Below are 22362 nucleotides of genomic sequence, written 5' to 3' on the forward strand. Positions count from 1 at the left end.
CCGGTCACCGGCACCACGGTGGCTGCCGCGTCACCGGCGCCACAACGGGTGCTCGCGCTCGGCCCATTCCTCGCTCACTGAACCGGTGCGCATGCCGCGCCGGGCCTCGGGGTCGGCGAGGGCCATGCCGATGTGGCCGGCGAGGACGATGCCGACGGTCAGGGCCAGCCAGTCGTGGACGAAGGTCGCGCTGGTCCGCCAGACCAGCGGGGTGAGGTGGGTGAACCACATCAGCAGCCCGGTGCCGAGCATGACCAGCGTGGCCCCGGCGATCCAGGACGCGTAGACCTTCTGCCCCGCGTTGAACTTGCCGGCCGGGCGGGAGGCGCGTCGCCGGTCCCGGCGCAGGGCGGCCCGCAGCCAGCGGCGGTCGTGCGGACCGAACCGGTTGAGCCGGCCGAGGTCGGCGCGGAAGGCGCGGGAGGCGAGGCCCGCCAGGACGGGCGCGGGCAGGGCGAGGCCGGCCCACTCGTGGACGCGGACCACCAGCTCGCGGCGACCGACGAGCCGCGCCAGCTCGGGGACGTAGAGGAAGGACGCCGTCACCACGCAGACGCCCATCAGGACGGCCGTGGTGCGGTGGATCCAGCGTTCGGCGCGGCTGAAACGGTGGACGCGGGCGGGGGCGGCCGGCGGGGCGTCAGCTCGTAGGCTCATCGTCCCGCCCGTTCGAACGGCCCACCCAGGCGTCGACGTCGTACCCGCGCTCCTCCCAGTAGCCGGGCCGGACCTTCTCGGTGACGGTGATACCGGAGAGCCACTTGGCCGACTTGTAGAAGTACATGGGGGCCACGTACAGGCGGACCGGGCCGCCGTGGTCGTGGCCGAGGTCCTCGTCCCGCATGCGCAGGGCGACCAGGACGTCGGAGCGGCGGGCCTGGGCGAGGGTGAGGCTCTCGGAGTACACGCCGTCGAAGCAGGTGAAGCGGACCGCGCCGGCGCCGGCGCGCACGCCGGCCGCGTCGAGCAGCGCGGAGAGACGGACGCCTTCGAACGGTGTGCCGGGGACCCGCCAGCCGGTGACGCACTGCACGTCCTTGACCACGCGGGTCTGCGGCAGGGCCTTGAGGTCGGCGAGGGTGTAGGCGGCGGGCCGGTCGACGAGGCCGTCGACGGTGAGGCGGTAGGACCCGGCGTCCTTGTGCGGGACGGAGGAGGCCACGGAGTAGTAGCGGAAGCCGCCGCCGTTGGGGAGCAGCCCGGTGAGGCCGGTGGGGTCCTTGTCGGCGGCGCCGCCGAGGAAGTCCTCCAGGCCGCGTTGGAGGGTGGGCGCGGCGAAGACGCCGAGGGCGCCCAGGCCCAGCGTGCCGAGGAAGACGCGGCGGCCCATGGGCGCGCCCCGTTCCTCGGGCGGTTCGGGATTCACCTTTCCATTCGAGCACTCGGGGGGACCGCGGGGCCAGGGTTTCCGGTGCCGTTAAGGACTTTGTAAGGAGGCGGCGGGGGTGGCGCTGCCCGTAGGGGGTGTCCCGGCCGGAGGTCGTGCGGGCAGGAGGTGGAGTCGGGTGCCGAGGGAGCGGCTGCGGGCGGCGCGGAAGGCGGCGTAGGGGTCGCGGTCGGGGTAGGACCAGGGGGCGGGGGTGACGTGGTCGCCGATGCGGTGGAACAGGGCGGCGGCCTCGGCGGGCCGGCCTTCGCAGATCTTGGCGTGGGCGAGGTAGTTCAGGTCGATCAGGCGGCGGGGGTGGTCGTCGTGCTCCCATTCGAGCCACCAGTCGAAGGCGGCTCTCATGACGGCGCCGGACCGGTGGTCGCGCCAGTGGGGTGCGGTGGCCGGGTCGGCGGGGGCGAGGCCGCGGACGGCGAGGACGCGGTAGCGCTCGGCGTGCGCGACGACGGGGAGGATGGCGAGAGGCGAGTCGGCGGGGGCCTGTTCGGCGGCCCGGGTGGCGAATGCGTAGACCTCGTGGAGCGGGTCGGGGCCGGCGGCGGCCCGGCGTTCGGCGAGCAGGGCGACCATCAGGTGGTGGGCGTGGTGGTGGTCGCGGTGCCGGGTCTTGATCTCCTCGAAGATCCTTACGGCGTCGGCGCCGCCGGTGTGTTCGAGCTGGAGGAGGCCGAGCCAGGGGGTGGGGTCGGCGGGTGCGAGGGCGGCGGCGTCCCGGCAGGCGGCGCGGGCGGCGGCGGGGTCCTCGGCGTCGGCGAGGGCGCGGCGTGCCCGGGCGAGGGCGAGCAGGGCGGTGGCGTCGGCGGATCCGGGTTCGGCGCGCAGCCACACCTGGGCGTGCGGGACGGCGGCCGGGTCGAGGGCGAGGACGGTGAGGCGGTGACCGCGGCGGTCCCAGTCGTCGCCGGTGCGGGCGAGCAGGGAGCGGGCGGTCTGCCAGCGGCCCTCGGCGAGGTCGGTCCGGGCGGCGGCCAGCTCGGTGTCGTCGAGGGCCTCGGGTCCGGGGCGGGGCGTGCGCGGGGGCGGGATCAGTGGCACCGGGGGTCTTCTCACCCTCCTCGTGACGGGCCTGGTGTCGGCACGCGAACGGCCGATCAGCGCACAGCCAAACGTCAGCGAGCGCTTACCGTCAAGGAGCCCGGCCATCTGACAGGTGTCAACTACCGCATGGTAGAAGGGACTTGGTGACACTCCTCGCTGGTGGAAGCGGTTGCGGCAAAGCGGATGTGGCGTACGCCATGGCGCGGGCCGCCGAGGTCGCGGACCATGGCGGTACGGCCGCCCCGCGCCCACGGCCCCGGACCCCGCGCCGGTCCCGTCGGGTGTGCCGCGACCGCGTCAGGCTCCCGGCCCCGGGTTGCTCCCGGGAGCGTCCTTGAGGGCGATTCCCAGGGACAGCCGCCGAAGGCGCTGGGACACTGAAGTCGGCCACCGCGTCTCCCGTGGCCCGACCCGATGATCGAGGTACGCAGCGTGTCGGTTGTGGTTCTGGTTCTCGCCGTGAGTGCGGCCTGTTGCCTGGGCTTCGGCTTCGTCCTCCAGCAGAGCGCGGCCCAGAAGGCTCCCCTCGGCGACTTCCTCTCGCCCCGGCTGCTGCTCGACCTGATGCGGATGCCGCGCTGGCTGGGGGGCATCGCGTTGATGGTGGCCGGCATGGCGCTGGGCGCGGTCGCGCTCGGCAACGGCGAGATCTCCCTGGTCGAACCGCTGCTGGCGACGAACCTGCTGTTCGCGCTGGCCCTCTCGCGCCACCAGACCAAACAGCCCCTGGGCCGGCAGGGCTGGGCGGGGCTGCTGCTGCTCGCGGGCGGGGTGACGGCGTTCATCGTGGCGGGCCAGCCGCGCGGCGGCACCGCGGTCACCGATCCGCTGCGGCACTGGCTGATCATCGGTCTGATGGTCGGTGCGGCGCTGCTGCTCACGGGGTACGCCAAGCGGCACGCGAGCGTGTCCTCGGCCCCGGTGTTCCTGTCCCTGGCGGCCGGGGTCCTGTACGGCGTCCAGGACGCGTTGACGCGGGTGAGCGGCGAGCGGTTCGGCGAGGGCGGTCTCCTGGAGGTGCTGAGCGGCTGGCAGCCGTACGCCGTGCTGGCGCTCGGGGTGACCGGCCTGGTGCTGGTGCAGAGCGCCTTCGAGACCGCGCCGCTGCGGATGTCGCTGCCCGCGCTGACGGCGGCGCAGCCGCTCGCCGGGATCGCCTGCGGAGTCGGCTTCCTCGGCGACCGGCTGCGCACCGACACGGGCGCGCTGGCGTGGGAGTCGGCGGGTCTCGCGGCGGTCGTGGTGGGCATCGTCCTGCTGGGTCTGCATCCCGCGATGCCGCAGGGCGGGGCGGAACGCGAACGCTTCCGCGATCTGCAGCCTCAGTAGCCCCTGGTTGGATGGGGGTATGAGTGCTGCTGACGAGATCATCGACATCGTCGATGAGACGGACCAGGTCGTCGGACGGTCCCCGCGCGGGGAGGCCTATGCCCGGGGGCTGCGTCACCGGTGCGTGTTCGTTCTCGCGCGGGACGCCGAGGGGCGGGTCTTCGTCCACCGGCGCACGGCGGACAAGCTGGTCTTCCCCTCCCTCCACGACATGTTCGTCGGCGGGGTGGTCGGCGCGGGTGAGGCCTACGACGACGCGGCCCTGCGTGAGGCCGAGGAAGAGCTGGGCGTCGCGGGGCTGCACCGGCCCCGGTTCCTCTTCAAGTTCCTGTACGACGGCGGGGACGGCCGCACCTGGTGGTCGGCGGTGTACGAGGTCCGCTGCGAGCTGCCGGTCAGCCCCCAGGTGGAGGAGGTCGCCTGGCACAGCTTCCTCACCGAGGAGGAGATCGAGCGCCGTCTGACCGAGTGGCGGTGGGTGCCGGACGGTCTCGCCGCGTACGACCGGCTCAAGGAGTTCCGTGCCCGGCGATGAGTTCGTGCGCAACGTCCGGCTGTGGTTCGCGCCCGAGGGCGTCAGGGAGGAGGGGCGGACGCCCGACTACCGCTTCTCGCTGGCCAACGAGCGGACGTTCCTCGCGTGGTTGCGGACGGCGCTCGCGCTGATCGGCGGCGGGTTCGCGGTGGACCAGTTCCTGCCCGACCTGCCGTGGGGGTGGCGCGTGGGTCTCGCGCTCGCGCTGCTCGCAGCGGGGGTGCTGTGCTCGCTGCGGGCGGTGAACCACTGGGTGCGGTGCGAGCGGGCGATGCGGCGGGGCGAGGATCTGCCGGCCTCCCGGTTCCCCGCGCTGCTGGGCGTCGTCGTCGCGGTGGTGGCCGTCGCGATGGTCGTGGTCGTGCTGCTCGGGTGGGACGGGTGAGTGGCGGGCGCGATCCCGGCCTTCAGCCCGAGCGGACCCGGCTCGCGTGGCGGCGTACGACGCTGTCGAGCACCGTCGCGGCCGTGCTGGCCGGGAGGGCCGCGCTGCACGGCGGGGTGTCGGCCGCGGGGGTCGTGGCGTGCGCCCTGTGCTGCGCGGCCTGGCTGGGCTTCCTGCTGCTGGCGCACCGCCGGATCAGCGGGCTCACCGGGACGGGTCAGGGCGAGCGGCTCCCGGGGGCGGGGCCGGCCGCCGGGGGTGTCCGGGCCGGGCGGCCCCCCGAGGCCGACGGGCCCGTACAGACCACGGCGGTCGCCGAGTCGCCGGCCCTGAGCCCTCGGCACGCCGCCTTGGCGGCGCTGTGCACGGTCGCGGTGGCCGTGTGCGGGGCGGTGCTGGTCCTCTGACGGCGGCCGCGCTGGGGGCGGCCGTCAGAGGACCCGGCCCGCTACCGGAATGCATTCGCACAGCGCTCCGGCCTTCAGGCGGGGGTTGAGCGAATCACGCAGCAGGCCGCGTCGGCGAGGGACAGACTGGCGAAGTCCGTGCACGACGCCGGCTGGGCATCGTTCATCGACATGCTCGCGCACAAGGCAGAACGGTACGGGCGCACCCTGGTCAAGATCGGCCGGTTCGACAGGAAGCCGCGGATTCCCGACCGGAAACCGTGCCGCACAGCGGCACGGCAACCGGTGGAGAAGGCCAGAATCCTCGTCCCTTCAGGACGAGGAGCATGTCAGGACTCCCAGTCGACCGTGACGACGATCTTGCCCCGGGTGCGGCCCTCCTGGTTGCGCCGGTGGGCCTCGTCCGCGCGCTCCAGGGGGAACGTCTCCGACACGTGCACCGAGACCACGCCCTGCTCGGCCAGTTCCGCCAGACGGGTGAGGTCCTCGGTGTCGGGGCGGACGAAGCAGTAGCGGCCGCCGTACTCGGCGACGTCGCCGTCGGCGATCGAGGCGAGGCGCCCGTCGGGGGCCAGCAGGTTGGCGGAGGCCTTCAGGGTGTCGCCGCCGATCGTGTCGAAGACGGCGTCCACGCCCTCGGGCGCCAGCCCGCGCACCCGTTCGGCCATGCCCTCGCCGTAGCTCACGGGTTCGCCGCCCAGCGAGCGCACGAAGTCGTGGTTGGACTCGCTCGCCGTGCCGATCACCCGCGCGCCGAGATGGCGCGCGATCTGCACGGCGACCGAGCCGACGCCGCCGGCCGCCGCGTGGACCAGCACGGTGTCGCCGCGCTTGACCTCCAGCGCCTTGGTCAGCACCTGGTAGGCGGTGAGCCCCACCAGCGGCAGGCCCGCCGCCTCCTCCCAGGTGAGGTTGCGCGGCTTACGCGCGAGGGTGCGCACCGGAGCGGCCACGTACTCGGCGAAGGTCCCCCGGGAGAGGAAGTCCTCGCGGACGTAGCCGATGACCTCGTCGCCGACCGCGAACTCGGTGACGGCGGCTCCGGGCTGGACGACGACACCGGCGACGTCCCAGCCGGGAATCACCGGGAAGACGGCGTCGAGGACGGCGTCGAGGTAGCCCTCGCGGCACTTCCAGTCGACGGGGTTGACGGCCGCAGCCCGCACCTTGACCAGGACCGAGTCGGGCCCGACCTTGGGGTCGCGCACCTCCCCGTACTCCAGGACCTCGGGCCCGCCGTACCGGTTGTATGTGATGCCCTTCATGCCACCGACCCTCCGGGGTGCTCGATCGCCACGCAAGCCCGGATGCCCCGAGATGTGCCGTTCGCGTGGCGGCCTGTCCGTCGTCACCCCCGTACCCCGGAAGAGGTACGCCATGGCCGGCCTTCACCCGGAGCACACGGGTCGCGCCCGCGCGCGAGGCGGGGCACTAGGGTGGCTCCGGTCACGTTGGGCGTCGCCCCTGGACTACATACCGACCGGTCGGCATCATAGGGCGTGAGTCCTCGTTCGTCTGCCGTAGGAGTCCCGCATGAGCCCCGACCACCCGCCCGGCCTCGACCTGGACCGGCTGCGCACCCTGCTCGACCGCGAGCAGCCCGGTCTGGTCCACGGCCCGCTGACCGGCCGGCTGATCGAGGGCGGGCGCTCGAACCTCACCTACATGGTCGCCGACGGCGAGTCGAAGTGGGTCGTCAGGCGGCCGCCGCTCGGTCATGTGCTGGCCACCGCCCACGACATGCGGCGCGAGCACCGGGTGATCAGCGCGCTGCACCCGACGGACGTGCCGGTGCCGCGCCCGGTGCTGCTGTGCGAGGACGAGGACGTGCTCGGCGCGCCCTTCTACGTCATGGAGTTCGTCACGGGCACGCCGTACCGCACGGCGGAGCAGCTCGCGCCGCTCGGCCCCGAGCGCACCCGCAACGCGATGCTCTCGCTCGTGGACACGCTGGTCGACCTGCACGCGGTGGACCCCGCCGAGGTCGGGCTCGCCGACTTCGGCCGCCCCGAGGGCTTCCTGGACCGGCAGTTGCGCCGCTGGGGCAAGCAGCTGGACGCCTCCCGCAGCCGCGAGCTGGCGGGCGTCGACGAGCTGCACGCGGCCCTCGGGCGCAGCCTGCCCACGTCGCCCGCCCCGGCCGTCGTGCACGGCGACTACCGGCTCGACAACGTCCTGATCGGTGAGAACGACACGATCAGGGCCATCCTCGACTGGGAGATGTCGACCCTCGGCGACCCGCTGACCGACCTCGGTCTGCTGGTGATGTACAGCGTTCCGCTGGAGGTGGCGAACTCGCCGGTGTCCACCACCGCCACCGCCGCCGGGCACCCCTCGCCCGCCGAACTCGTCGAGCGGTACGCCACCCGCTCGGGGCGGGACGTGTCGGCGGTCGCCTGGTACACGGCGTTCGCCTGGTTCAAGCTCGCCGTGATCCTCGAGGGCATCCACTACCGCTACACCCTGGGCCAGACGGTGGGCGGCGGCTTCGACCGCATCGGTGAGCTCGTCCCCGTCTTCATCGACCACGGACTGACCACTCTGCAGGAAGGCTGACGGCCATGGACTTCGCGTTCGACGCGCGCACCGAGGAGCTGCGCGGCAAGCTGCTCGCTTTCATGGACGAGCACGTGTATCCGGCGGAGGCGGTCGCCGAGGAGCAGCGCGCGCTGCTGGCTTCGCCGTGGGACACGCCGGCGGTGGTCGAGGAGCTGAAGGCCGAGGCGCGCCGCCAGGGCCTGTGGAACCTGTTCCTGCCCGGCTCCGAGTACGGCGCGGGTCTGACCAACCTCCAGTACGCGCCGCTGGCCGAGATCACCGGGCGCTCCCCGCAGCTCGCGCCGACCGCGCTGAACTGCGCCGCGCCAGACACCGGCAACATGGAGGTGCTCTCCCAGTTCGGCGACGAGCAGCAGAAGAAGCAGTGGCTGGAGCCGCTGCTCGCCGGTGAGATCCGCTCCGCGTTCGCGATGACCGAGCCGGAGGTGGCCTCCTCGGACGCCACCAACATCACCACGCACATCGAGCGGGACGGCGACGAGTACGTCATCACCGGCCGCAAGTGGTACATCTCCGGGGCGATGAACCCGGACTGCAGGATCCTCATCGTGATGGGCAAGACCGACCCGGACGGCGACGACATCCGCCGCCAGCAGTCGATGGTGCTGGTCCCGGTCGACACCCCGGGTGTCACCGTGAAGCGGGCCATGCAGGTCTTCGGGTACGAGGACCACTACCACGGCGGCCACGCCGAGGTGATCTTCGACCACGCGCGCGTGCCGGTGTCCAATCTGATCGGCGAGGAAGGCGGCGGCTTCGCCATCGCGCAGGCCCGACTCGGTCCGGGCCGTATCCACCACTGCATGCGGCTGATCGGCATGGCGGAGCGCGCCATCGAGCTGATGTGCCGCAGGGCCGTCTCCCGTACGGCCTTCGGCAAGGCGCTGGCGCAGCAGGGCGTGGTCCACAACTGGATCGCGGACGCGCGCGTGACGGTCGAGCAGCTGCGGCTGCTGGTGCTGAAGACGGCCTGGCTGATGGACACGGTCGGCAACCGGGGCGCGCACACCGAGATCCAGGCCATCAAGATCGCCACGCCCCGCGCGGTCGTCGACATCATCGACCGGGCGATCCAGCTGCACGGCGCGGGCGGGGTGAGCCAGGACTTCCCGCTGGCCGAGCTGTACGCGGGGGCGCGGACGCTGATGATCGCCGACGGCCCGGACGAGGTGCACCAGCGGTCGCTGGCGCGTCGGGAGCTGAAGAAGTACCTGTGAGGTGACGGGTAAGGGGCGGTCGCCATGGCGACCGCCCCTTACGCATGTCCTGTGAACGACGGCTCAGGGGCGCAGGGCCCGCAGCAGGAGGTCCGCGAGGTGGTCGGCGACCTCCTGGGGGGTCATCGGCCCGTCGGGGCGGTACCAGGTCGACAGGTGGTGGACCGAGCCGAAGTGGTAGTCGACGACCAGGTCCGCCGGGGTGGCGCTGGAGAAGACGCCGGTCCGCTGGCCCTCCTCCACGAGGGCGCGGAACCGCTCGTGGTAGCGCCGCCGCTCCGCCCGCACCTGCTTGTTCTTCTCCGGGCTCAGATGGTGCATCGACCGGAAGAAGATCATCGCGTCGTCGAGGTTCTCGATCGTCGTGACGACGACGTCCGCCGCCGCTCCCCGCAGCCGCTTCTCGATCGGCTCGTCGGCGTCCGCGAACGCGTCGAGGCGCTCCTGCTGGACGCGCAGCACACGCGCGTACACCTCGTGGAGCAGGTCGTCCTTGGAACCGAAGTAGTGATACAGCGCCCCCTTGGTGACGCCGGCCGCCTCGACGATCTCCTGCACCGAGGTGCGGTCGTAGCCGCGTTCGGCGAAGAGCCGGGTGGCGGCGGCGAGGAGCCGCTGCGGCACGGGCGTCCCGGCGCCCTCCGTCGTTCTGGGCACTGCCGCCACCTGCCTTTCGTCTGCCTTACTGGCTGTCGTGCGCGGGGGAACGCGGTTCCCGACGGAGGATCTTCCCACTCGCCGCCTCGGGCGAGCCGGGCGGGACCTCCACCTGCCGCGGGTACTTGTAGGCGGCCAGTCTCTCCTTGCGGTGGACCGCCGGTTCATTCGGGTCCGTCGGCGCCGGGCGGAGGCGGGTGGCCTCTCCTTCCGCGGTGGCCGGACGGAGTCATTCGGCGGCCTCCCACTTCTGCTGGAACGGAGTCATTCGGCGGCCTCCCACTTCTGCTGGAGGTGGTTCATGTTGGTCAGCCAGCGGTCGGGGTCGGCGGCGCGCGCCTCGTAGTACCCGGAGACCTCGGGGTGGGGCAGGATGAGGAAGCGGTCCTCCTCGATGCCCTTGAACAGGGCGTCCGCGACGTCCTTCGGTTCGATCGCGGTCGGTTTGAGCACGAGGTCGCCGGCGGTGCCGGTGGCGTCCAGCATGTCGGTGCGGACGCCCTGGGGGCAGATCGCGTGGACCTTGACGCCGCGGTGGCGGTAGGTCAGCGACAGCCATTCGGCGAAGGCGTACGCGCCGTGCTTGGTGACGCTGTAGGGGGCCGCGCCGATCATCGTGAGCAGGCCCGCGGCGGAGACGGTGGAGACGAACCGGCCCCGGCCGCGCTCCAGCCAGTGCGGGAGCAGGGCGTGCGCCGCGCGGACGTGCGCCATGACGTTGACGTCCCAGGCGAGGGCCCAGACGGCCTCCGCGGCGGCCTCGGACCCGCCCGAGGCGACGCCGGCGTTGGCGCAGTAGACGTCGACCGTGCCGCCGAGGGCGTCGCGTGCCTCGGCGACGATCCCGGAGGCGTCGCCCGGCACCGTGATGCCGCCGATCTCGTCGGCGACCGTCTTCGCCCGGTCCGCGTCGAGGTCGTTGACGACGACCCGGGCGCCCTCGGCGGCGAACCTCCGGGCGAGGGCGGCGCCTATGCCGCCCCCCGCACCGGTGACGACGACTCCAGCACCCTGCACGGCTTCCACGATCGGTCTCCTTCGCCACAGCTCCAGCTCCCCCGCGACTGCCAGACTAACCGGTCGGTATGTCGGGGAGAAGGGTGTTACGCCGTACGGGTGCCGCCGTGACGTCTGGCCAACCGCCGCCGTTGGCAGGACGATGCGCTCACCTGGCGCACGCTGCGGGGCAAGGGGGCCTGTGATGGCGGATGCGGCGACCGGCGCGACGAGTTCGATGAGCGTGTCTCCCTACTGGGAGGTGACCTTCGACGCCGACGGGGACGTCGACGGCGGGCAGCGTGACCGGCTGCTGACCGGGGTGGCCCGGCAGGGGGTGCGGGACCTGGTGGTCTTCGCGCACGGCTGGAACAACGACCGCTCGGGCGCGACCGCGCTCTACAGCCGCTTCTTCGCGCCGTTCCCCCGGCTCGCCCCGGCGGCGAGACTCGGGTACGTGGGCGTGGTGTGGCCGTCGATGCGGTTCTCCGACGAGCCGATCCCCGATCTGCCGCGCTCCTCCGCCGCCGCCGGACCGGTGCGGCGGCCGGCGCTGGAGGAGGACACGCGGGACGCGCTGCTGGGGACGTTCCCGGGCCGGGCGGCCGTGGTCGAGCGGATCGCGGGGCTGCTGGATCTGCGGCCGCCGGGGGACGCCGGGCTGGAGGAGTTCGGGCGTCTGGTGCGGCTGCTGGTGGCGGCCGCGCCGTCGGGGCCGCAGGAGTCGTGCGCGGCGGACGTCCTGACCGGGGGCGCGCCGCAGGACGCGCCGTTGATGCTGCACGCGCCGACGGCGGAGGTCTGCGAGGACTTCGCGCGGGCGCTGGCCCTGATGGAAGGCGGCTCGGGGGCGGCCGGGTTCTCTGTGCCGAACCCGTGGGACGGCGCGCACGAACTGCTGCGGCAGGCCACGTACTACGCGATGAAGCGGCGGGCGGGCACGGTCGGCGAGCGGGGGCTCGGACCGCTCGTCGGACGGCTGGCCGGTGCGGCGCCGCAGCTGCGGGTGCACCTCGTGGGGCACAGCTTCGGCGGGCGGCTGGTGTCGTTCGCGCTGCGGGGGCTGCCCGAAGGGGTGCGCGCGGTGAAGTCGGTGACGCTGCTCCAGGGGGCTTTCTCGCACTACGCGTTCGCCGCACGGCTCCCGCACGACGCGCGCGCGGGCGGTGCGCTGAACGGCCGGCAGAGCCGGGTGGACGGGCCGCTGGTGTGCTGTCACTCCCGCTACGACTCGGCGCTCGGCACGATCTACCCGCTGGCCTCCCGGATGGCGGGCGACGAACGCGGGGCGGCCGAGGAGTTCGCGGCGGCGGACGAGCCCGGAGCGGCCGGTGAGCCCGGAGCGGCCGGGACCGTCGCGGGAGTCGGGGCGGCCGGCGAGCTGGAGTTCGGCGGGGAGTTCGGGTTCGGCGGGGTGTCCGGAGCCAAGTGGGGTGCGATGGGGTACGGGGGTGTGCGGGCGGTGCCGGGTACGCGCGCGTGCACGCTCGCGGAGGCGCTGGCCGGTCCACTGCCGGCGTCGGGCTGCGTGAACGTGGACGTGGCGGAGGTGGTCCGCCGGGGCGGGCCGCCGTCCGGGGCGCACAGCGACATCGTGCACCCCGAACTGGCGCGACTGGTGCTGTCGGCGGGCCGCGTCCGTTGAGGCACGGCCCGCCTCGGGTGGGTCAGCGGTGTGAGGTGAACTCCACCACCTGCTGGTAGGTGGGCCGGTTCTGCCAGCTGATGTTGCCGTGCTTGATGCCGCCGAGGGTGCGCTGCACGATCGAGTCGGCGCACCACTGGTTGCCGGCCGCGCACAGGGCGTCGCCGGGGTAGACCTGGGCCGCCGTACGGCCCGCCGCTTCCTTCAGGGAGGTGAGGAGGGTGTCGCGGCAGGCGGTCAGGCTGCCGCCGCCGCAGTACTTCTGCGCCAGCGGGCCCTTCACCGGCTCGCCGAGCACGGCCCGCAGGTCCTTGTCGACGTAGCTCCACCAGCCGTACTGGAAGGAGCTGCCGGCGTGGGCGCCGGTCGGGCCGTGCGCCGCCGAAGGGGGCTCGTCGGCGGGCAGGTTGGCGGTGAACGCCGCGTACAGGCCGGCGCCGAGACCGGGTTCGAACTGGGCCTTCACCAGCAGCGGCCACCAGGCGTCCAGGATGCGTACGGCGTCCGCGTTCGCGTACGTCTTCGAACCGGCCGTCGTCTCGGTGCGCTTGCCGCCGGCGGTCAGCCAGGCCTGGAGCTTGCCCACCGCCGCGGCGGCCGCGGTGTCGGTGACCGGGGAGCTGTTGATCACCTTCAGCAGGTCGGGCAGGACGTCCTCGGCGCGCAGGTCGGCGAGAGCCGCGTCCGCCATCGCCTTGACCAGTGAGGCGCGGGTGACGCCGCCGGCCTGGACGAGCTTCTTCACCCGGGTCTCCAGCAGGTTCCCGCGGTGCACGGAGCCGTCGCCCCAGGGCGCGGACGTGTAGTCCTGGGCCTGCTTGTTGTTCCAGGAGATGTAGTAGTCCTGGTCGATGGAGTTGGGGTGCTGCGAGGGCGGGGTGTAGGAGGCGGTGTTGGTCGCCGGGTTCCAGCCACGCCACTCGTACGCGGGCTGCGCCCACGCCGGGAACTCCGCGTCGACGCCGGCGGCGCGCACCGGGTTGTCGCCGCTGTTGTAGTACGCGGTGTGCTCGGAGTCGGCGTAGAACCAGTTGAAGGTGTAGTTGATGTGCTGCGCCGCGCTCTGGAAGGACTCGGGTCCCCTCACGTAGTCGGGGTCGTTGAGCATCTGGAAGCCGATGATGGAGTCGGCCTCGTGGAAGTAGGACGAGCGCAGGGTGGTGTAGGCGACCTTCTTGCCGCCCACGGTCGCGCGGTGGGTGACGGGCCCGTACTTCGTGCGCCAGACGCGCATCGTGTACGAGCCGGCCGGGGAGTTGTCGGCCGTGGTGGGCTTCCAGGCGTTCTTCTGCTCGATCTTCTCCATCGCGGTGCAGGCGCCGCGGTAGAGGTAGTGGAAATCGTCCTGGCACAGCTCGACGGCGTAGGTGTCGATGATGTCCTGGCCGGAGGTGGTGGCGCTCCAGGAGTAGTCCTGGCCGCGGCCGAGTTCGACGTACATGCTCAGGCCGGCGAAGGAGGCGCCGCGGGCGCTGATGCCGGGGCCCTGGAGCTCCTGCAGGAGCAGGAGCTGGGGGGCGAAGTAGCCGGTCTGGGGGCCGAAGACGGCGACGGGGTGGCCGCCGGCGGTGTGGTCGCCGCTGACGACGAGGGCGTTGGACATGCCGCGCCGGGCGGAGCTGAAGGCGGTGGCGGCGGCCGTGGCGGAAGCGGTCGCCGCGGTGGGGGCGGCGGCGGCGCCGGTGCGGTCGTACACGAGGGGTTCCTCGACGACCGAGCCGGCGTCGGGGAGGGCCTGGCCCTGGGGGTTCTCCGGCTTGGCTGCGTAGGGGAAGCTCTTGCCGTCGTGGACGGTCAGGACGGCTTCGGGGTCGTTGCGTTCGCGGAACGACTCCCAGACCCTGGTGCCCTGTTCGACGCCGTACTTCTGCTGCGCGGCGAGCAGGGAGATCGCGTTGTTGACCTCGCCTCCGCCGCCGGAGCCGAAGAGGGCGCCGATGACCGAGCCGAGTGCCACCAGGTCGGTGATCTTGAAGTGGGCGATGGAGCCCGCGTTGGTGATTGAGTCCTTGTGCCCGGTCAACACGTATTCACCGGGGAAGTAGCGGCCGCTGTCGGAGGCGTCGATATAGGCGTTGACGCCGTCGAGATAGGCGTTGGCGTCGGCGAGCGCCAGCTGTCCGCGGGCGCCGTTCACGGCGACCGCGTTGTCGATCTGGGCCTGGAGATCGGCCTCGGTGTACGGGGCGTTGCGCCAGAACTGCTGTTCAAGGCCCTGATTGTCGGCGGCGCCGCCGGCGAAGGAGGTGAGTTGACCGCGACCGACGTGCCGGAACACGTCCATGAGCCACAGCCGGTCCTCGGCGGCGGCATATCCGGCGCCGAACTCGGTGCCGTATCTGGTGGTGCCGGTGATGTGCGGTACGCCCGTCTTCTTGTCGCGGACGATGGTGACATCGCCGCGGCCGGCGGGTTTCACGGTGGAGGCGACTTGATCGGCGGGGACCCCGAACGACGCGTCGTTGAAGAACGTGTTGATCGTCTGGTTGGTCAGCGCCGGATATCCCTTGGCCAGGTTGGCGTAGGGCCCGAGCTGGTCCTCGGCGTGCGCGGGCTGGGTGCCGAAGGCCTGGTTGAGCAGGATCTGGGCGAGGGTGGCGTTGCCGTTCTGCCCGGGCGGCAGGATGTCGGAGCACTGCGCGCCGCAGTGGTCGTTCACGGCCGTGAGCTCGGCCGCGGACGCCGTGCGGGCGGTCCCGACGGAAAATGGCGTCAAAAGACCGGCAATCAGGGCGCATACGGATGCGGTCTTCAGGAACCCGGGGAATCTGCCGGGAGTTCTCAGTCTGACGGGAGCGGTGCATGGGATTCGCCGTGGCATCGGCAACTCCTAGCGAGGGGATGGCCGGAAGGTTACCGCCGGTATCCCCGGTATTGAAGATGAACATGCGTCATGTTTCGAAGTCGCCTCATCAATCTCATGGGCGGCATCGCGGATCGGATGGAACCGAAGGGAGCCGAATCGCTTGTCGATACGTCTATTCGGCGATGCCGCGCGAAGTCCTCGCGGACGGTGCGCGAAGTCCGAGCGCGACGAACGCCGAAGTGACCGAAGTGCAGGTGCAGATGTGACGGAGGTGCAAGGCGATGGCCGGTTTTCGGAGTCTGGCGAGACAGGTGCGTGACACGCGGTGCGATCTGGCGCTGCGGCGTTACTCACTGCGCAAGTGCCTGGAGCGGTTCGCTCCTTACGGGCACAGGGCGACCTGGGACCATCTCTGCTCGCGGGCCGGGTTCGGCCCCGAGGACCGCTCCCCCGATCCTGCGCGGCTCGTGGCCGCGTTGGACGAGTTGGAGGAGGCGCGGGCGGTGTGGCTGGCCTACGAGGTGGAGTTCGCCGAGCGCCGCAGGAAGGAGAAGTACGACGGGCTGCGTCGGCCGGGCACCGTGGACGACTGGCACCGGATGACCTGGGGCGGTTTCGGCGTGGCGTGGTGCGACGACCCGCGGGTGCATCCCCGTGAGCCGCTGGCCGAGGTGCTGCGCCGGCTGATCACCGCCCTGGAGCGCGAGCCGGGCTCCGCCTGTCCGGTGTGCGGCGGGGCGCGGCTCCAGTGGAAGTACGACCTGGACCACGAACCGTCCTCCGGCCCGGTCTGCGCGGACTGCGGCATACTCGTCCCCCGCCCGGTCCTCACCGCGGAGGCGCTGGCGTACGCGAGGCGGGGGCGGCTGCTGATGTCGGCGTGAGACCGGCCGCCGGCCTGAGCCGGGGGCCGTGCGGAAGCACGGCGCGTGTACGGCACGGGGTGCGCACCGAGGGTGTGGCGCACCCCTGTTCCGCCGTGGGCAACGCGGGGCGATGCAACGGCGGGTGACGGTACCAGCCGCTAATCCGGTCGCTCCAGCGCTTTGCCATGAGGACAGTCGGGAGGGATGAGACCCGTCTGAGGCCCTGAAGGAGCCCCTCATGTCGACGCTGCGCGTCACCGCCGAAGTGCTGACCGTCCACGAACACCCCAACGCCGACGCCCTCGAACTGGCCCAGGTGGGCCTGTATCGCGCGGTCGTCGCCAAGGGGGCGTACCGCACCGGGGACGCCGCGCTCTACATCCCCGAGCAGGCGGTGCTGCCGGCCTCCCTGATCGAGGAGCTGGGGCTGACCGGGCGGCTGGCCGGGAGCAAGGCGGACCGGGTCAAGGCGGTCCGTCTGCGGGGCGAGCTGTCGCAGGGGATCGTGTGCCGGCCCGCGGCGCTGGCCGACGTCGACCTGGAGCGGGCGGCCGAGGCGGGGACCGACTTCGCGGAGCGGCTGGGCATCACCAAGTGGGTGCCGCCGATCCCGCCGACGATGAGCGGCGAGGTCGAGGCCGCGTCCGAGCTGCTGCCCTGGGTCGACATCGAAAACATCCAGCGCTATCCGGACATCTTCGCTCCGGGTGAGCCGGTGGTGCTGACGGAGAAGCTGCACGGGTCGGCGTGCCTGCTGACGTATGTCGCGGACGAGGGGCGGGTGTACGTCTCCTCCAAGGGCTTCGGCGGGAAGTCGCTGGCGCTGAAGGAGGATCCGCGGAACCTGTACTGGCGTGCCGTAAGGGGGCACGGCGTGATGGAGGCGGCGGCCGGGATCGCCGAGCGGCTCGGCGCGCGGCGGGTCGGGATCTTCGGTGAGGTGTACGGGGCGGGCGTGCAGGATCTGGCGTACGGCGCGGACGGGCGGCGGGAGAGTCTCGGGTATGCCGCGTTCGACGTCTCCGTGGAGGCCGGGGGTGCGGTGCGGTGGCTGGACCCGGGGGAGGTGGTGGAGCTGCTGGACGGTGAACTGCCTGTGGTGCCAAGGCTGTTCGAGGGGCCGTACGACAGTGAGCGGGTGCTGGAGCTGGCGAGCGGACGCGAGACGGTGTCCGGGCGGGAGCTGCATCTTCGGGAGGGCGTGGTGATTCGTCCCGCTGTCGAGCGGTACAGCACGGTGACCGGCGGCCGGGCGATCGCGAAGGCGGTGAGCGCGGCCTATCTGACACGGAAGGGTGGGACGGAGTACGAGTAGAGGTGAGCCGGGGGTAGATGACCGTGGGTCGTCGCGGGCCGGGTGGAGTCGCGAAACCCGGCGCCGCCGAGGTGCCGCCGCGCCCATCCGCGCCGCCCCAGCGGCACGACTGCCCGCGGCCAGGCGCGACTTGAGACCGAGGCGACTCACCCGACCCAGGGGCGCGGGGAACTGCGCGACCGGCCACACGCGAGCCGCACGTACCCAGCTGCCCGCGACTAGGCGCAACTTGGGAACGACGCGACCCACCCCCCAGGGGCGCGGGGAACTGCGCGACCGGCCACACGCGAGCCGCACGTACCCAGCTGCCCGCGACTAGGCGCAACTTGGGAACGACGCGACCCACCCCCCAGGGGCGCGGGGAACTGCGCGACCGGCCACACGCGAGCCGCAGCCGCCCCGCCGCCCGGTGTCTACCGGGTTTCCGCCGCGCCTCGCTTCTCCGTCAGCAGCCTTGATCCCGCCGCCCGTTCGCCGAAGGCATCGTTCGGGTTGGAGAGGACGCAGGTGTGGAGGGAGAGGCAGCCGCAGCCGATGCAGTCGGTGAGGTGGTCGCGCAGACGGTTCAGCTGCCGTATGCGTTCGTCGAGTTCGGCTCGCCAGGCCTGCGACAGGCGGGCCCAGTCCTCGCGGGTCGGCGTGCGCTCCTCGGGCAGTTCGGCGAGCGCCTCGCGGATCGTGGCCAGCGGGATGCCCACCCGCTGGGCGGCCCGCACGAAGGCCACGCGCCGGAGCGTGTCGCGGTGGTAGCGGCGTTGATTGCCCGGCGTGCGGCGGCTGCTGATCAGCCCCTTGGCCTCGTAGAAGTGCAGCGCGGAGACGGCGGCGCCGCTGCGGGCGGCGAGCTGGCCGACCGTGAGCTCGTGGATCTTCTCGGGTATCTGGGGCACCCCTCAGAGACTACCGATCAGGCCGACCGGTCGACCCGTCTCCTCGATCCGTTGACACCGACCTCACTCCCGACCATGCTAAGCAGTCGCTTAGACGTCACACGAGAGGCCGGGACATGGCTGAGCCGAGGATCTTCACGTCCGTCGACGAGCTGAAGGCTGCGGTGGGCGAGCAGCTGGGGTACACGGACTGGGTGGAGGTCGACCAGAAGCGGATCGACCTCTTCGCCGAGGCCACCGGCGATCACCAGTGGATCCACGTGGACCCGGAGAAGGCCGCCGCCGGGCCGTTCGGGACCACGATCGCGCACGGGTACCTGACGCTGTCGCTGCTGCCGCTGTTCGGGCCGCAGCTGATCTCCGTCGAGAACGTGAAGATGGGCGTCAACTACGGGACGAACAAGGTCCGTTTCCCCTCCCCCGTGCCGGTCGGCTCCCGGCTGCGCGCCACCGCGACGATCACCTCGGTGGACGAGGTGCCCGGCGGCGTCCAGCTCACCGTCGCCTTCTCCGTGGAGCGCGAGGGCGGGGACAAGCCGGCGTGCGTCGCGGAGTCGGTGTCCCGGTACTACCTCTAGAACGGAACGGACCGCCGCCCGCGGCTACTTCGCCGCGCCCACCATCCGCAGCACGAGGTCGGCGTACAGCGCGCCGACCTCGTCGGGCGTGCGCGGGCCGTCCACGTTGAACCAGCGGGCCACGTCGATGCACAGCGACAGCACGGCGAGGGTCGTGCCGTGCACGTCCAGCACGTCGAACTCGCCGGCCGCCACGCCGTCCTCGATGATCCCGCGCACCTGCGCGTCGACCTGCCGGCGCAGGTCGAGGATCTCGGCGCGGGCGTCGGGGCCGAGGGCGTCCAGTTCGTACTGCACGACCCGCGCGGTGGTGCGCCGCCCGGCGTGCCAGCGGACGAAGGAGCTCACGGCGTCCGCGAGCCGCCGCGTCGCGTCGCCGTCGCCGTTCGCGGCCGTGCGCAGGATGTCCAGCGCGCGGTCGTGACCGATGCGGCTGATGCGGTGCAGCAGCTCTTCCTTGGTCTTGTAGTGGATGTAGAGGGCGGCCGGGCTCATGCCCGCGCGGCCCGCGATGTCGCGGGTGGTGGTCGCGTGGTAGCCACGCTCGGCGAAAGCCTCCACGGCGGCGACGAGCAGTCGCCGGGCCGCGTCAGGGGTGACCTCTTCCCACGGCTCGACGTCGCCGCCGGCCGTCTCCTCCGCCGTACTCATCGCTGGTTCGCCCCTCTCGCTACCGGAGCTACACCATACCGCTGAAGCTGAGCGGCCGCTTAGCGCCGCCGCTCGGAAGCCCTCAGGCATAGGGGAATCCCTCGCGGGCCGGGCGACCCCCTCAGAGCTTCTCGAAGGGGTCGTGTTCCGCGAGCAGCTTCTCCAGCCGCGCCTGGTCGACCCGGCTCACGATCGCCCCCGCCTCCTGACGGTCCCTGATCACCTTGGCCAGGGTGAAGGCGGAGGTGACCAGGTACAGCACGGCGATGGCCAGGAAACCGCGCACCCAGGCGTCGGCGTTCAGCCGGAAGATACCGATGGCCGTGGCCGCCATGGCGACGGCGAAGGACGCGACCGCCTGGCCGTGGAACGCGGCGGTGCTCTGCTGCTTGACCGGTGTGTCACTCATGGCCACAGCATCGTCCGGGCGTGGCGCGCGCCACATCCGCGCACGTACTCAGAACCTACTCAGAATGCCGAGACCCCGGTCAGCGCCCGCCCGATCAGGAGCTTCTGGATCTGGCTGGTGCCCTCGTAGAGGGTCATCACCCGCGCGTCGCGCAGCAGTTTGCCCGCCGGGTACTCGTCGACGTAGCCGTAGCCGCCGAAGACCTGGAGGGCGTTGTTGGCGGCGCGGACGGCGGCCTCCGAGGCGAACAGCTTGGCCTTGGAGGACTCCACGGCGAAGGGCCGCCCGCGGTCGATCAGGTCCGCGACCCGCCAGGTGAGGAGCCGGGCGGCGTCCACGTCGACCGCGATGTCGCTGATCAGCTCCTGGACGAGCTGGTGGTGGGCGATGCTCTTTCCGAACTGCTCGCGCTCCCCCGCGTACCGCACGGCCGCGTCCAGCGCGGCCTGGGCGATGCCGACACAGCCCGCCGCGACCGACATCCGCCCCTTGGCGAGGGCCGACATGGCGACGGAGAAGCCCTTGCCCTCCTCGCCGAGCAGCGCGGACGCCGGCACCCGGACGCCGTCCAGGACCAGTTCGGCGGTGGCCTGACCGCGCAGGCCGAGCTTGCCGTGCAGGGTGCGGCGGGTCAGGCCGGGGGTGTCGGCGGGGACGAGGAACGCGGAGACCCCCTTGTGACCGGGGGCGTCGGTGGAGCGCGCGAAGAGCAGCACGACGTCGGCCCAGGTGCCGTTGGTGATGAACATCTTCGTGCCGTCGATGACGTAGTCGTCGCCGTCGCGGACCGCGCGGGTGGTGAGGTTCCCGGCGTCCGAGCCCGTGCCGGGCTCGGTCAGGCCGAAGCAGCCGACGTACGCGCCCGAGGTCAGCCCCGGCAGCCAGCGCCGCTTGTGCTCCTCGCTCCCCCAGGCCGCGATCGTCTTGGCGACCAGGCCGAGGGAGACGGACACGATCCCGCGCACCGAGGAGTCACCGCGGCCGAGCTCCTCCGTGACCAGGCAGTACGCGAGGTGGTCGCCGCCCGAGCCGCCGTGCTCCTCGTCGATCGTCAGTCCCAGGAAGCCGACCTCGCCGAGCTTCTTCACGATGCCCCGGTCGACCTCCTCGGCGCGGTCCCAGGCTGCGGCGTGCGGGGCGATCTCGCGCTCCACGAAGTCCCGGGCGAGCCGCCGGACGGCCTCCTGCTCCTCGCTGAGCCCCAGACGCATGACGCGACACCCATCCTTTAATTAGCACTGCTAGTTTCCTGTGTCAGCCCTACTATGTGCGCCATGGCCCGACCGCGCAAGCCCTTGCTGAGCACCGACCGCATCGTCGTGACGGCCCGCGCGCTCGTGGACGCCGAGGGCCTGGCGGCCGTCTCCACCCGGCGGCTCGCCGCGGAGCTCGGCGTGAGCGGGCCCTCGCTCTACAACCACTTCCGCACCAAGGACGAGATCCTGGAGGCCGTCGCCGACTCGGTCAGCGCCCAGGTGGACCTGACGATGTTCGAGGACGGCCGGGAGTGGCGGACCGCCCTGCACGACTGGGCCGTCTCCTACCGGGCCGCCCTGCGCGACCACCCCAACATCGTGCCGGTCCTGGCCCGCGGCCCCGGCCGCCGTCCGGCCGCGCTGCGGCTCGCGGACGCGGTGTACGGGGCGATGGTCGACGCCGGCTGGCCGCCCGCGCAGGCCACCTCGATCGGCGCGCTGATGCGGTACTTCATCATGGGCTCCGCGCTCGGCTCCTTCGCGGGCGGTTTCGTCGGCGACGCCGGCGCGTACGACCCGGCCGACTACCCGCACCTCGGTCAGGCCCATCTGCTGGCCGACCAGCAGGAGAAGATCGACGAACGCGCCTTCGAGACGGGGCTCACCGCGCTGCTGGACGGGCTGGCCCAGCAGTACGAGCAGGTGCGGCGCGGCGCGTAGCCCCGACCGCGCGCACACTTCGGTCGGCGCCGAAGCGTTCGTGTCGCATGCTGGGGGGCATGACCACCAGGGATGCACGGGCTCCACTGCTGGCCCGGCTGGCGGGGCTGCTCGCCGACGAGACACGGGCCACGTGTCTGCTGGCGCTGCTCGACGGGCGGGCGTGGACCGCCGGTGAGCTGGCGCGGCACGCGGGGGTCGCCGCGTCGACGTTGAGCGAGCACCTGGGCAAGCTCGTAGCGGGCGGGTTGCTCGCCGAGGAGCGGCAAGGGCGGCACCGGTACGTGCGGCTGGCCGACGCCCGGGTCGCCCAGCTGGTGGAGGACCTGGCCGCCCAGGTCGCCCCCGACGCCGTCGCCGCACCCCGCAGTCTGCGGGCGTCGAGCGCGGGCTCGGCGCTGGCACGCGGCCGCACCTGTTACGACCACCTCGCCGGGCGGCTCGGCATCGCGGTCACCGACGCGCTCACCGCGCGCGGGCTGCTGCTCCAGGAGACGGGGTTCGCGCTGACCCGGGCGGGGCTGCGGTGGTTCGACGGCACTGGCATCGCCCTCGACCGCACGGGCCGGCGGCCGCTGGCCCGCGCCTGCCTCGACTGGACGGAGCGCCGCCCCCACCTCGCCGGGGTCGCGGGGGCCGCCCTGTGCCGGCACGCCTTCGACTCGGGGTGGTGCGAGCGCATCGGCTCCGAGCGCGCGGTGCGGGTGACGGCGTCGGGAGAACACGCGCTGAACGAACTGCTGGGCATCGACCGGGCCGCGCTGAGGTAGCCG

General features: G+C 72.4%; 23 protein-coding genes. 12 read left to right on the top strand and 11 right to left on the bottom strand.

The genetic code is table 11. From position 1 onward, the window contains the following. Nucleotides 1-30: 30 nt before the first annotated feature. Genes ACIOC0_RS24500 through ACIOC0_RS24510 form a run of 3 tightly spaced genes read right to left on the bottom strand, consistent with a single transcriptional unit; the run spans nt 31 to nt 2425 of the window. Nucleotides 31-657 (bottom strand): cytochrome b/b6 domain-containing protein, encoded by a 627-nt coding sequence (locus ACIOC0_RS24500; protein ID WP_402157520.1) that lies wholly within the window; start codon nt 655-657, stop codon nt 31-33. Further along, entirely contained in the window at nt 641-1366 is a 726-nt protein-coding gene (locus ACIOC0_RS24505) for a molybdopterin-dependent oxidoreductase (protein ID WP_402157522.1), read from the bottom strand. The genes ACIOC0_RS24500 and ACIOC0_RS24505 overlap by 17 nt, the downstream gene beginning before the upstream one ends. A 51-nt stretch (nt 1367-1417) precedes the next feature. Next, complete coding sequence (locus tag ACIOC0_RS24510; RefSeq protein WP_402157524.1) at nt 1418-2425, bottom strand: hypothetical protein; 1008 nt, start codon at nt 2423-2425, stop codon at nt 1418-1420. A 435-nt stretch (nt 2426-2860) separates the two neighbouring features. Here ACIOC0_RS24510 and ACIOC0_RS24515 point away from each other — a divergent pair, with 435 nt between their 5' ends. The 4 genes from ACIOC0_RS24515 to ACIOC0_RS24530 are packed head-to-tail and all read left to right on the top strand — an operon-like array spanning nt 2861 to nt 5084. Next, complete coding sequence (locus ACIOC0_RS24515; RefSeq protein WP_402157525.1) at nt 2861-3757, top strand: DMT family transporter; 897 nt, start codon at nt 2861-2863, stop codon at nt 3755-3757. A gap of 19 nt (nt 3758-3776) precedes the next feature. Next, entirely contained in the window at nt 3777-4292 is a 516-nt protein-coding gene (locus ACIOC0_RS24520) for an NUDIX hydrolase (RefSeq protein ID WP_402157528.1), read from the top strand. Then, nucleotides 4279-4677, top strand: coding sequence for a YidH family protein (locus tag ACIOC0_RS24525; RefSeq protein ID WP_130444139.1), 399 nt, complete (start codon nt 4279-4281; stop codon nt 4675-4677). Before ACIOC0_RS24520 ends, ACIOC0_RS24525 begins: the two co-directional genes overlap by 14 nt. Further along, the gene (locus ACIOC0_RS24530) at nt 4674-5084 is read left to right on the top strand and encodes a DUF202 domain-containing protein (RefSeq protein WP_402157529.1); all 411 of its coding nucleotides are present in this window, start codon (nt 4674-4676) and stop codon (nt 5082-5084) included. The genes ACIOC0_RS24525 and ACIOC0_RS24530 overlap by 4 nt, the downstream gene beginning before the upstream one ends. A 329-nt stretch (nt 5085-5413) precedes the next feature. Here the strand turns inward: ACIOC0_RS24530 and ACIOC0_RS24535 are convergent, their stop codons facing one another. Beyond that, the gene (locus ACIOC0_RS24535) at nt 5414-6349 is read right to left on the bottom strand and encodes an NADP-dependent oxidoreductase (RefSeq protein ID WP_402157532.1); all 936 of its coding nucleotides are present in this window, start codon (nt 6347-6349) and stop codon (nt 5414-5416) included. Between the two features lie 268 nt (nt 6350-6617). On the opposite strand from ACIOC0_RS24535, the gene ACIOC0_RS24540 reads away from it, so the two are divergent. Next, a complete protein-coding gene (locus ACIOC0_RS24540; RefSeq protein ID WP_402157534.1) occupies nt 6618-7640 on the top strand; it encodes a phosphotransferase family protein in 1023 nt (340 codons plus the stop codon). A gap of 5 nt (nt 7641-7645) precedes the next feature. Continuing rightward, nucleotides 7646-8860: an acyl-CoA dehydrogenase gene (locus ACIOC0_RS24545; protein WP_402157536.1), complete on the top strand. Its 1215-nt coding sequence runs from the start codon at nt 7646-7648 to the stop codon at nt 8858-8860. A gap of 63 nt (nt 8861-8923) precedes the next feature. Here the strand turns inward: ACIOC0_RS24545 and ACIOC0_RS24550 are convergent, their stop codons facing one another. Both ACIOC0_RS24550 and ACIOC0_RS24555 read right to left on the bottom strand, forming a co-directional pair. Then, the gene (locus tag ACIOC0_RS24550) at nt 8924-9517 is read right to left on the bottom strand and encodes a TetR/AcrR family transcriptional regulator (protein WP_402157539.1); all 594 of its coding nucleotides are present in this window, start codon (nt 9515-9517) and stop codon (nt 8924-8926) included. 264 nt (nt 9518-9781) lie between these two features. Beyond that, nucleotides 9782-10546, bottom strand: a complete 765-nt coding sequence (locus tag ACIOC0_RS24555; protein ID WP_402157671.1) for an SDR family oxidoreductase — start codon at nt 10544-10546, stop codon at nt 9782-9784. Between the two features lie 172 nt (nt 10547-10718). Here ACIOC0_RS24555 and ACIOC0_RS24560 point away from each other — a divergent pair, with 172 nt between their 5' ends. Next, a complete protein-coding gene (locus ACIOC0_RS24560; protein WP_402157540.1) occupies nt 10719-12158 on the top strand; it encodes a serine-threonine protein kinase in 1440 nt (479 codons plus the stop codon). Between the two features lie 22 nt (nt 12159-12180). Here the strand turns inward: ACIOC0_RS24560 and ACIOC0_RS24565 are convergent, their stop codons facing one another. Further along, entirely contained in the window at nt 12181-14979 is a 2799-nt protein-coding gene (locus ACIOC0_RS24565; protein ID WP_402157541.1) for a penicillin acylase family protein, read from the bottom strand. Nucleotides 14980-15245: 266 nt separating this feature from the next. Here ACIOC0_RS24565 and ACIOC0_RS24570 point away from each other — a divergent pair, with 266 nt between their 5' ends. Both ACIOC0_RS24570 and ACIOC0_RS24575 read left to right on the top strand, forming a co-directional pair. Beyond that, nucleotides 15246-15848, top strand: a complete 603-nt coding sequence (locus tag ACIOC0_RS24570; protein WP_402157543.1) for a hypothetical protein — start codon at nt 15246-15248, stop codon at nt 15846-15848. 220 nt (nt 15849-16068) lie between these two features. Next, a complete protein-coding gene (locus ACIOC0_RS24575) occupies nt 16069-17145 on the top strand; it encodes an RNA ligase (ATP) (RefSeq protein WP_402157544.1) in 1077 nt (358 codons plus the stop codon). Between the two features lie 413 nt (nt 17146-17558). Here ACIOC0_RS24575 and soxR read toward each other — a convergent pair whose 3' ends face one another. Beyond that, nucleotides 17559-18035, bottom strand: a complete 477-nt coding sequence (gene soxR, locus ACIOC0_RS24580) for a redox-sensitive transcriptional activator SoxR (RefSeq protein WP_402157545.1) — start codon at nt 18033-18035, stop codon at nt 17559-17561. Between the two features lie 116 nt (nt 18036-18151). Between soxR and ACIOC0_RS24585 the strand changes: the two genes are divergently transcribed. After that, a complete protein-coding gene (locus ACIOC0_RS24585) occupies nt 18152-18613 on the top strand; it encodes a MaoC family dehydratase (protein WP_402157546.1) in 462 nt (153 codons plus the stop codon). Between the two features lie 24 nt (nt 18614-18637). On the opposite strand, the gene ACIOC0_RS24590 is transcribed toward ACIOC0_RS24585, so the two are convergent. From ACIOC0_RS24590 to ACIOC0_RS24600, 3 genes are all read right to left on the bottom strand, one after another. Beyond that, the gene (locus ACIOC0_RS24590; protein WP_130444117.1) at nt 18638-19264 is read right to left on the bottom strand and encodes a TetR/AcrR family transcriptional regulator; all 627 of its coding nucleotides are present in this window, start codon (nt 19262-19264) and stop codon (nt 18638-18640) included. Between the two features lie 121 nt (nt 19265-19385). Next, the gene (locus ACIOC0_RS24595; RefSeq protein ID WP_402157549.1) at nt 19386-19673 is read right to left on the bottom strand and encodes a YiaA/YiaB family inner membrane protein; all 288 of its coding nucleotides are present in this window, start codon (nt 19671-19673) and stop codon (nt 19386-19388) included. Between the two features lie 59 nt (nt 19674-19732). Beyond that, nucleotides 19733-20884 carry an acyl-CoA dehydrogenase family protein gene (locus tag ACIOC0_RS24600; RefSeq protein WP_402157550.1) on the bottom strand — a complete coding sequence of 384 codons (1152 nt, stop codon included), beginning with the start codon at nt 20882-20884 and terminating at the stop codon, nt 19733-19735. 63 nt (nt 20885-20947) lie between these two features. Between ACIOC0_RS24600 and ACIOC0_RS24605 the strand changes: the two genes are divergently transcribed. Both ACIOC0_RS24605 and ACIOC0_RS24610 read left to right on the top strand, forming a co-directional pair. Further along, a complete protein-coding gene (locus tag ACIOC0_RS24605; RefSeq protein WP_402157552.1) occupies nt 20948-21589 on the top strand; it encodes a TetR/AcrR family transcriptional regulator in 642 nt (213 codons plus the stop codon). Nucleotides 21590-21648: 59 nt separating this feature from the next. Continuing rightward, entirely contained in the window at nt 21649-22359 is a 711-nt protein-coding gene (locus ACIOC0_RS24610; RefSeq protein WP_402157554.1) for an ArsR/SmtB family transcription factor, read from the top strand. The last annotated feature ends 3 nt before the right edge of the window (nt 22360-22362 follow it).

The sequence above is a fragment of the Streptomyces sp. NPDC088254 genome, assembly GCF_044740925.1.
Lineage (GTDB): Bacteria > Actinomycetota > Actinomycetes > Streptomycetales > Streptomycetaceae > Streptomyces.

Coding starts and splice junctions, on each gene's coding strand:
- ACIOC0_RS24610 (WP_402157554.1), top strand. CDS start 21,649: ATGACCACCAGGGATGCACGGGCTCCACTGCTGGCCCGGCTGGCGGGG.
- ACIOC0_RS24520 (WP_402157528.1), top strand. CDS start 3,777: ATGAGTGCTGCTGACGAGATCATCGACATCGTCGATGAGACGGACCAG.
- ACIOC0_RS24565 (WP_402157541.1), bottom strand. CDS start 14,979: ATGCCACGGCGAATCCCATGCACCGCTCCCGTCAGACTGAGAACTCCC.
- ACIOC0_RS24595 (WP_402157549.1), bottom strand. CDS start 19,673: ATGAGTGACACACCGGTCAAGCAGCAGAGCACCGCCGCGTTCCACGGC.
- ACIOC0_RS24605 (WP_402157552.1), top strand. CDS start 20,948: ATGGCCCGACCGCGCAAGCCCTTGCTGAGCACCGACCGCATCGTCGTG.
- ACIOC0_RS24585 (WP_402157546.1), top strand. CDS start 18,152: ATGGCTGAGCCGAGGATCTTCACGTCCGTCGACGAGCTGAAGGCTGCG.
- ACIOC0_RS24575 (WP_402157544.1), top strand. CDS start 16,069: ATGTCGACGCTGCGCGTCACCGCCGAAGTGCTGACCGTCCACGAACAC.
- ACIOC0_RS24500 (WP_402157520.1), bottom strand. CDS start 657: ATGAGCCTACGAGCTGACGCCCCGCCGGCCGCCCCCGCCCGCGTCCAC.
- ACIOC0_RS24540 (WP_402157534.1), top strand. CDS start 6,618: ATGAGCCCCGACCACCCGCCCGGCCTCGACCTGGACCGGCTGCGCACC.
- ACIOC0_RS24545 (WP_402157536.1), top strand. CDS start 7,646: ATGGACTTCGCGTTCGACGCGCGCACCGAGGAGCTGCGCGGCAAGCTG.
- ACIOC0_RS24560 (WP_402157540.1), top strand. CDS start 10,719: ATGGCGGATGCGGCGACCGGCGCGACGAGTTCGATGAGCGTGTCTCCC.
- ACIOC0_RS24590 (WP_130444117.1), bottom strand. CDS start 19,264: ATGAGTACGGCGGAGGAGACGGCCGGCGGCGACGTCGAGCCGTGGGAA.
- ACIOC0_RS24600 (WP_402157550.1), bottom strand. CDS start 20,884: ATGCGTCTGGGGCTCAGCGAGGAGCAGGAGGCCGTCCGGCGGCTCGCC.
- ACIOC0_RS24535 (WP_402157532.1), bottom strand. CDS start 6,349: ATGAAGGGCATCACATACAACCGGTACGGCGGGCCCGAGGTCCTGGAG.
- ACIOC0_RS24570 (WP_402157543.1), top strand. CDS start 15,246: ATGGCCGGTTTTCGGAGTCTGGCGAGACAGGTGCGTGACACGCGGTGC.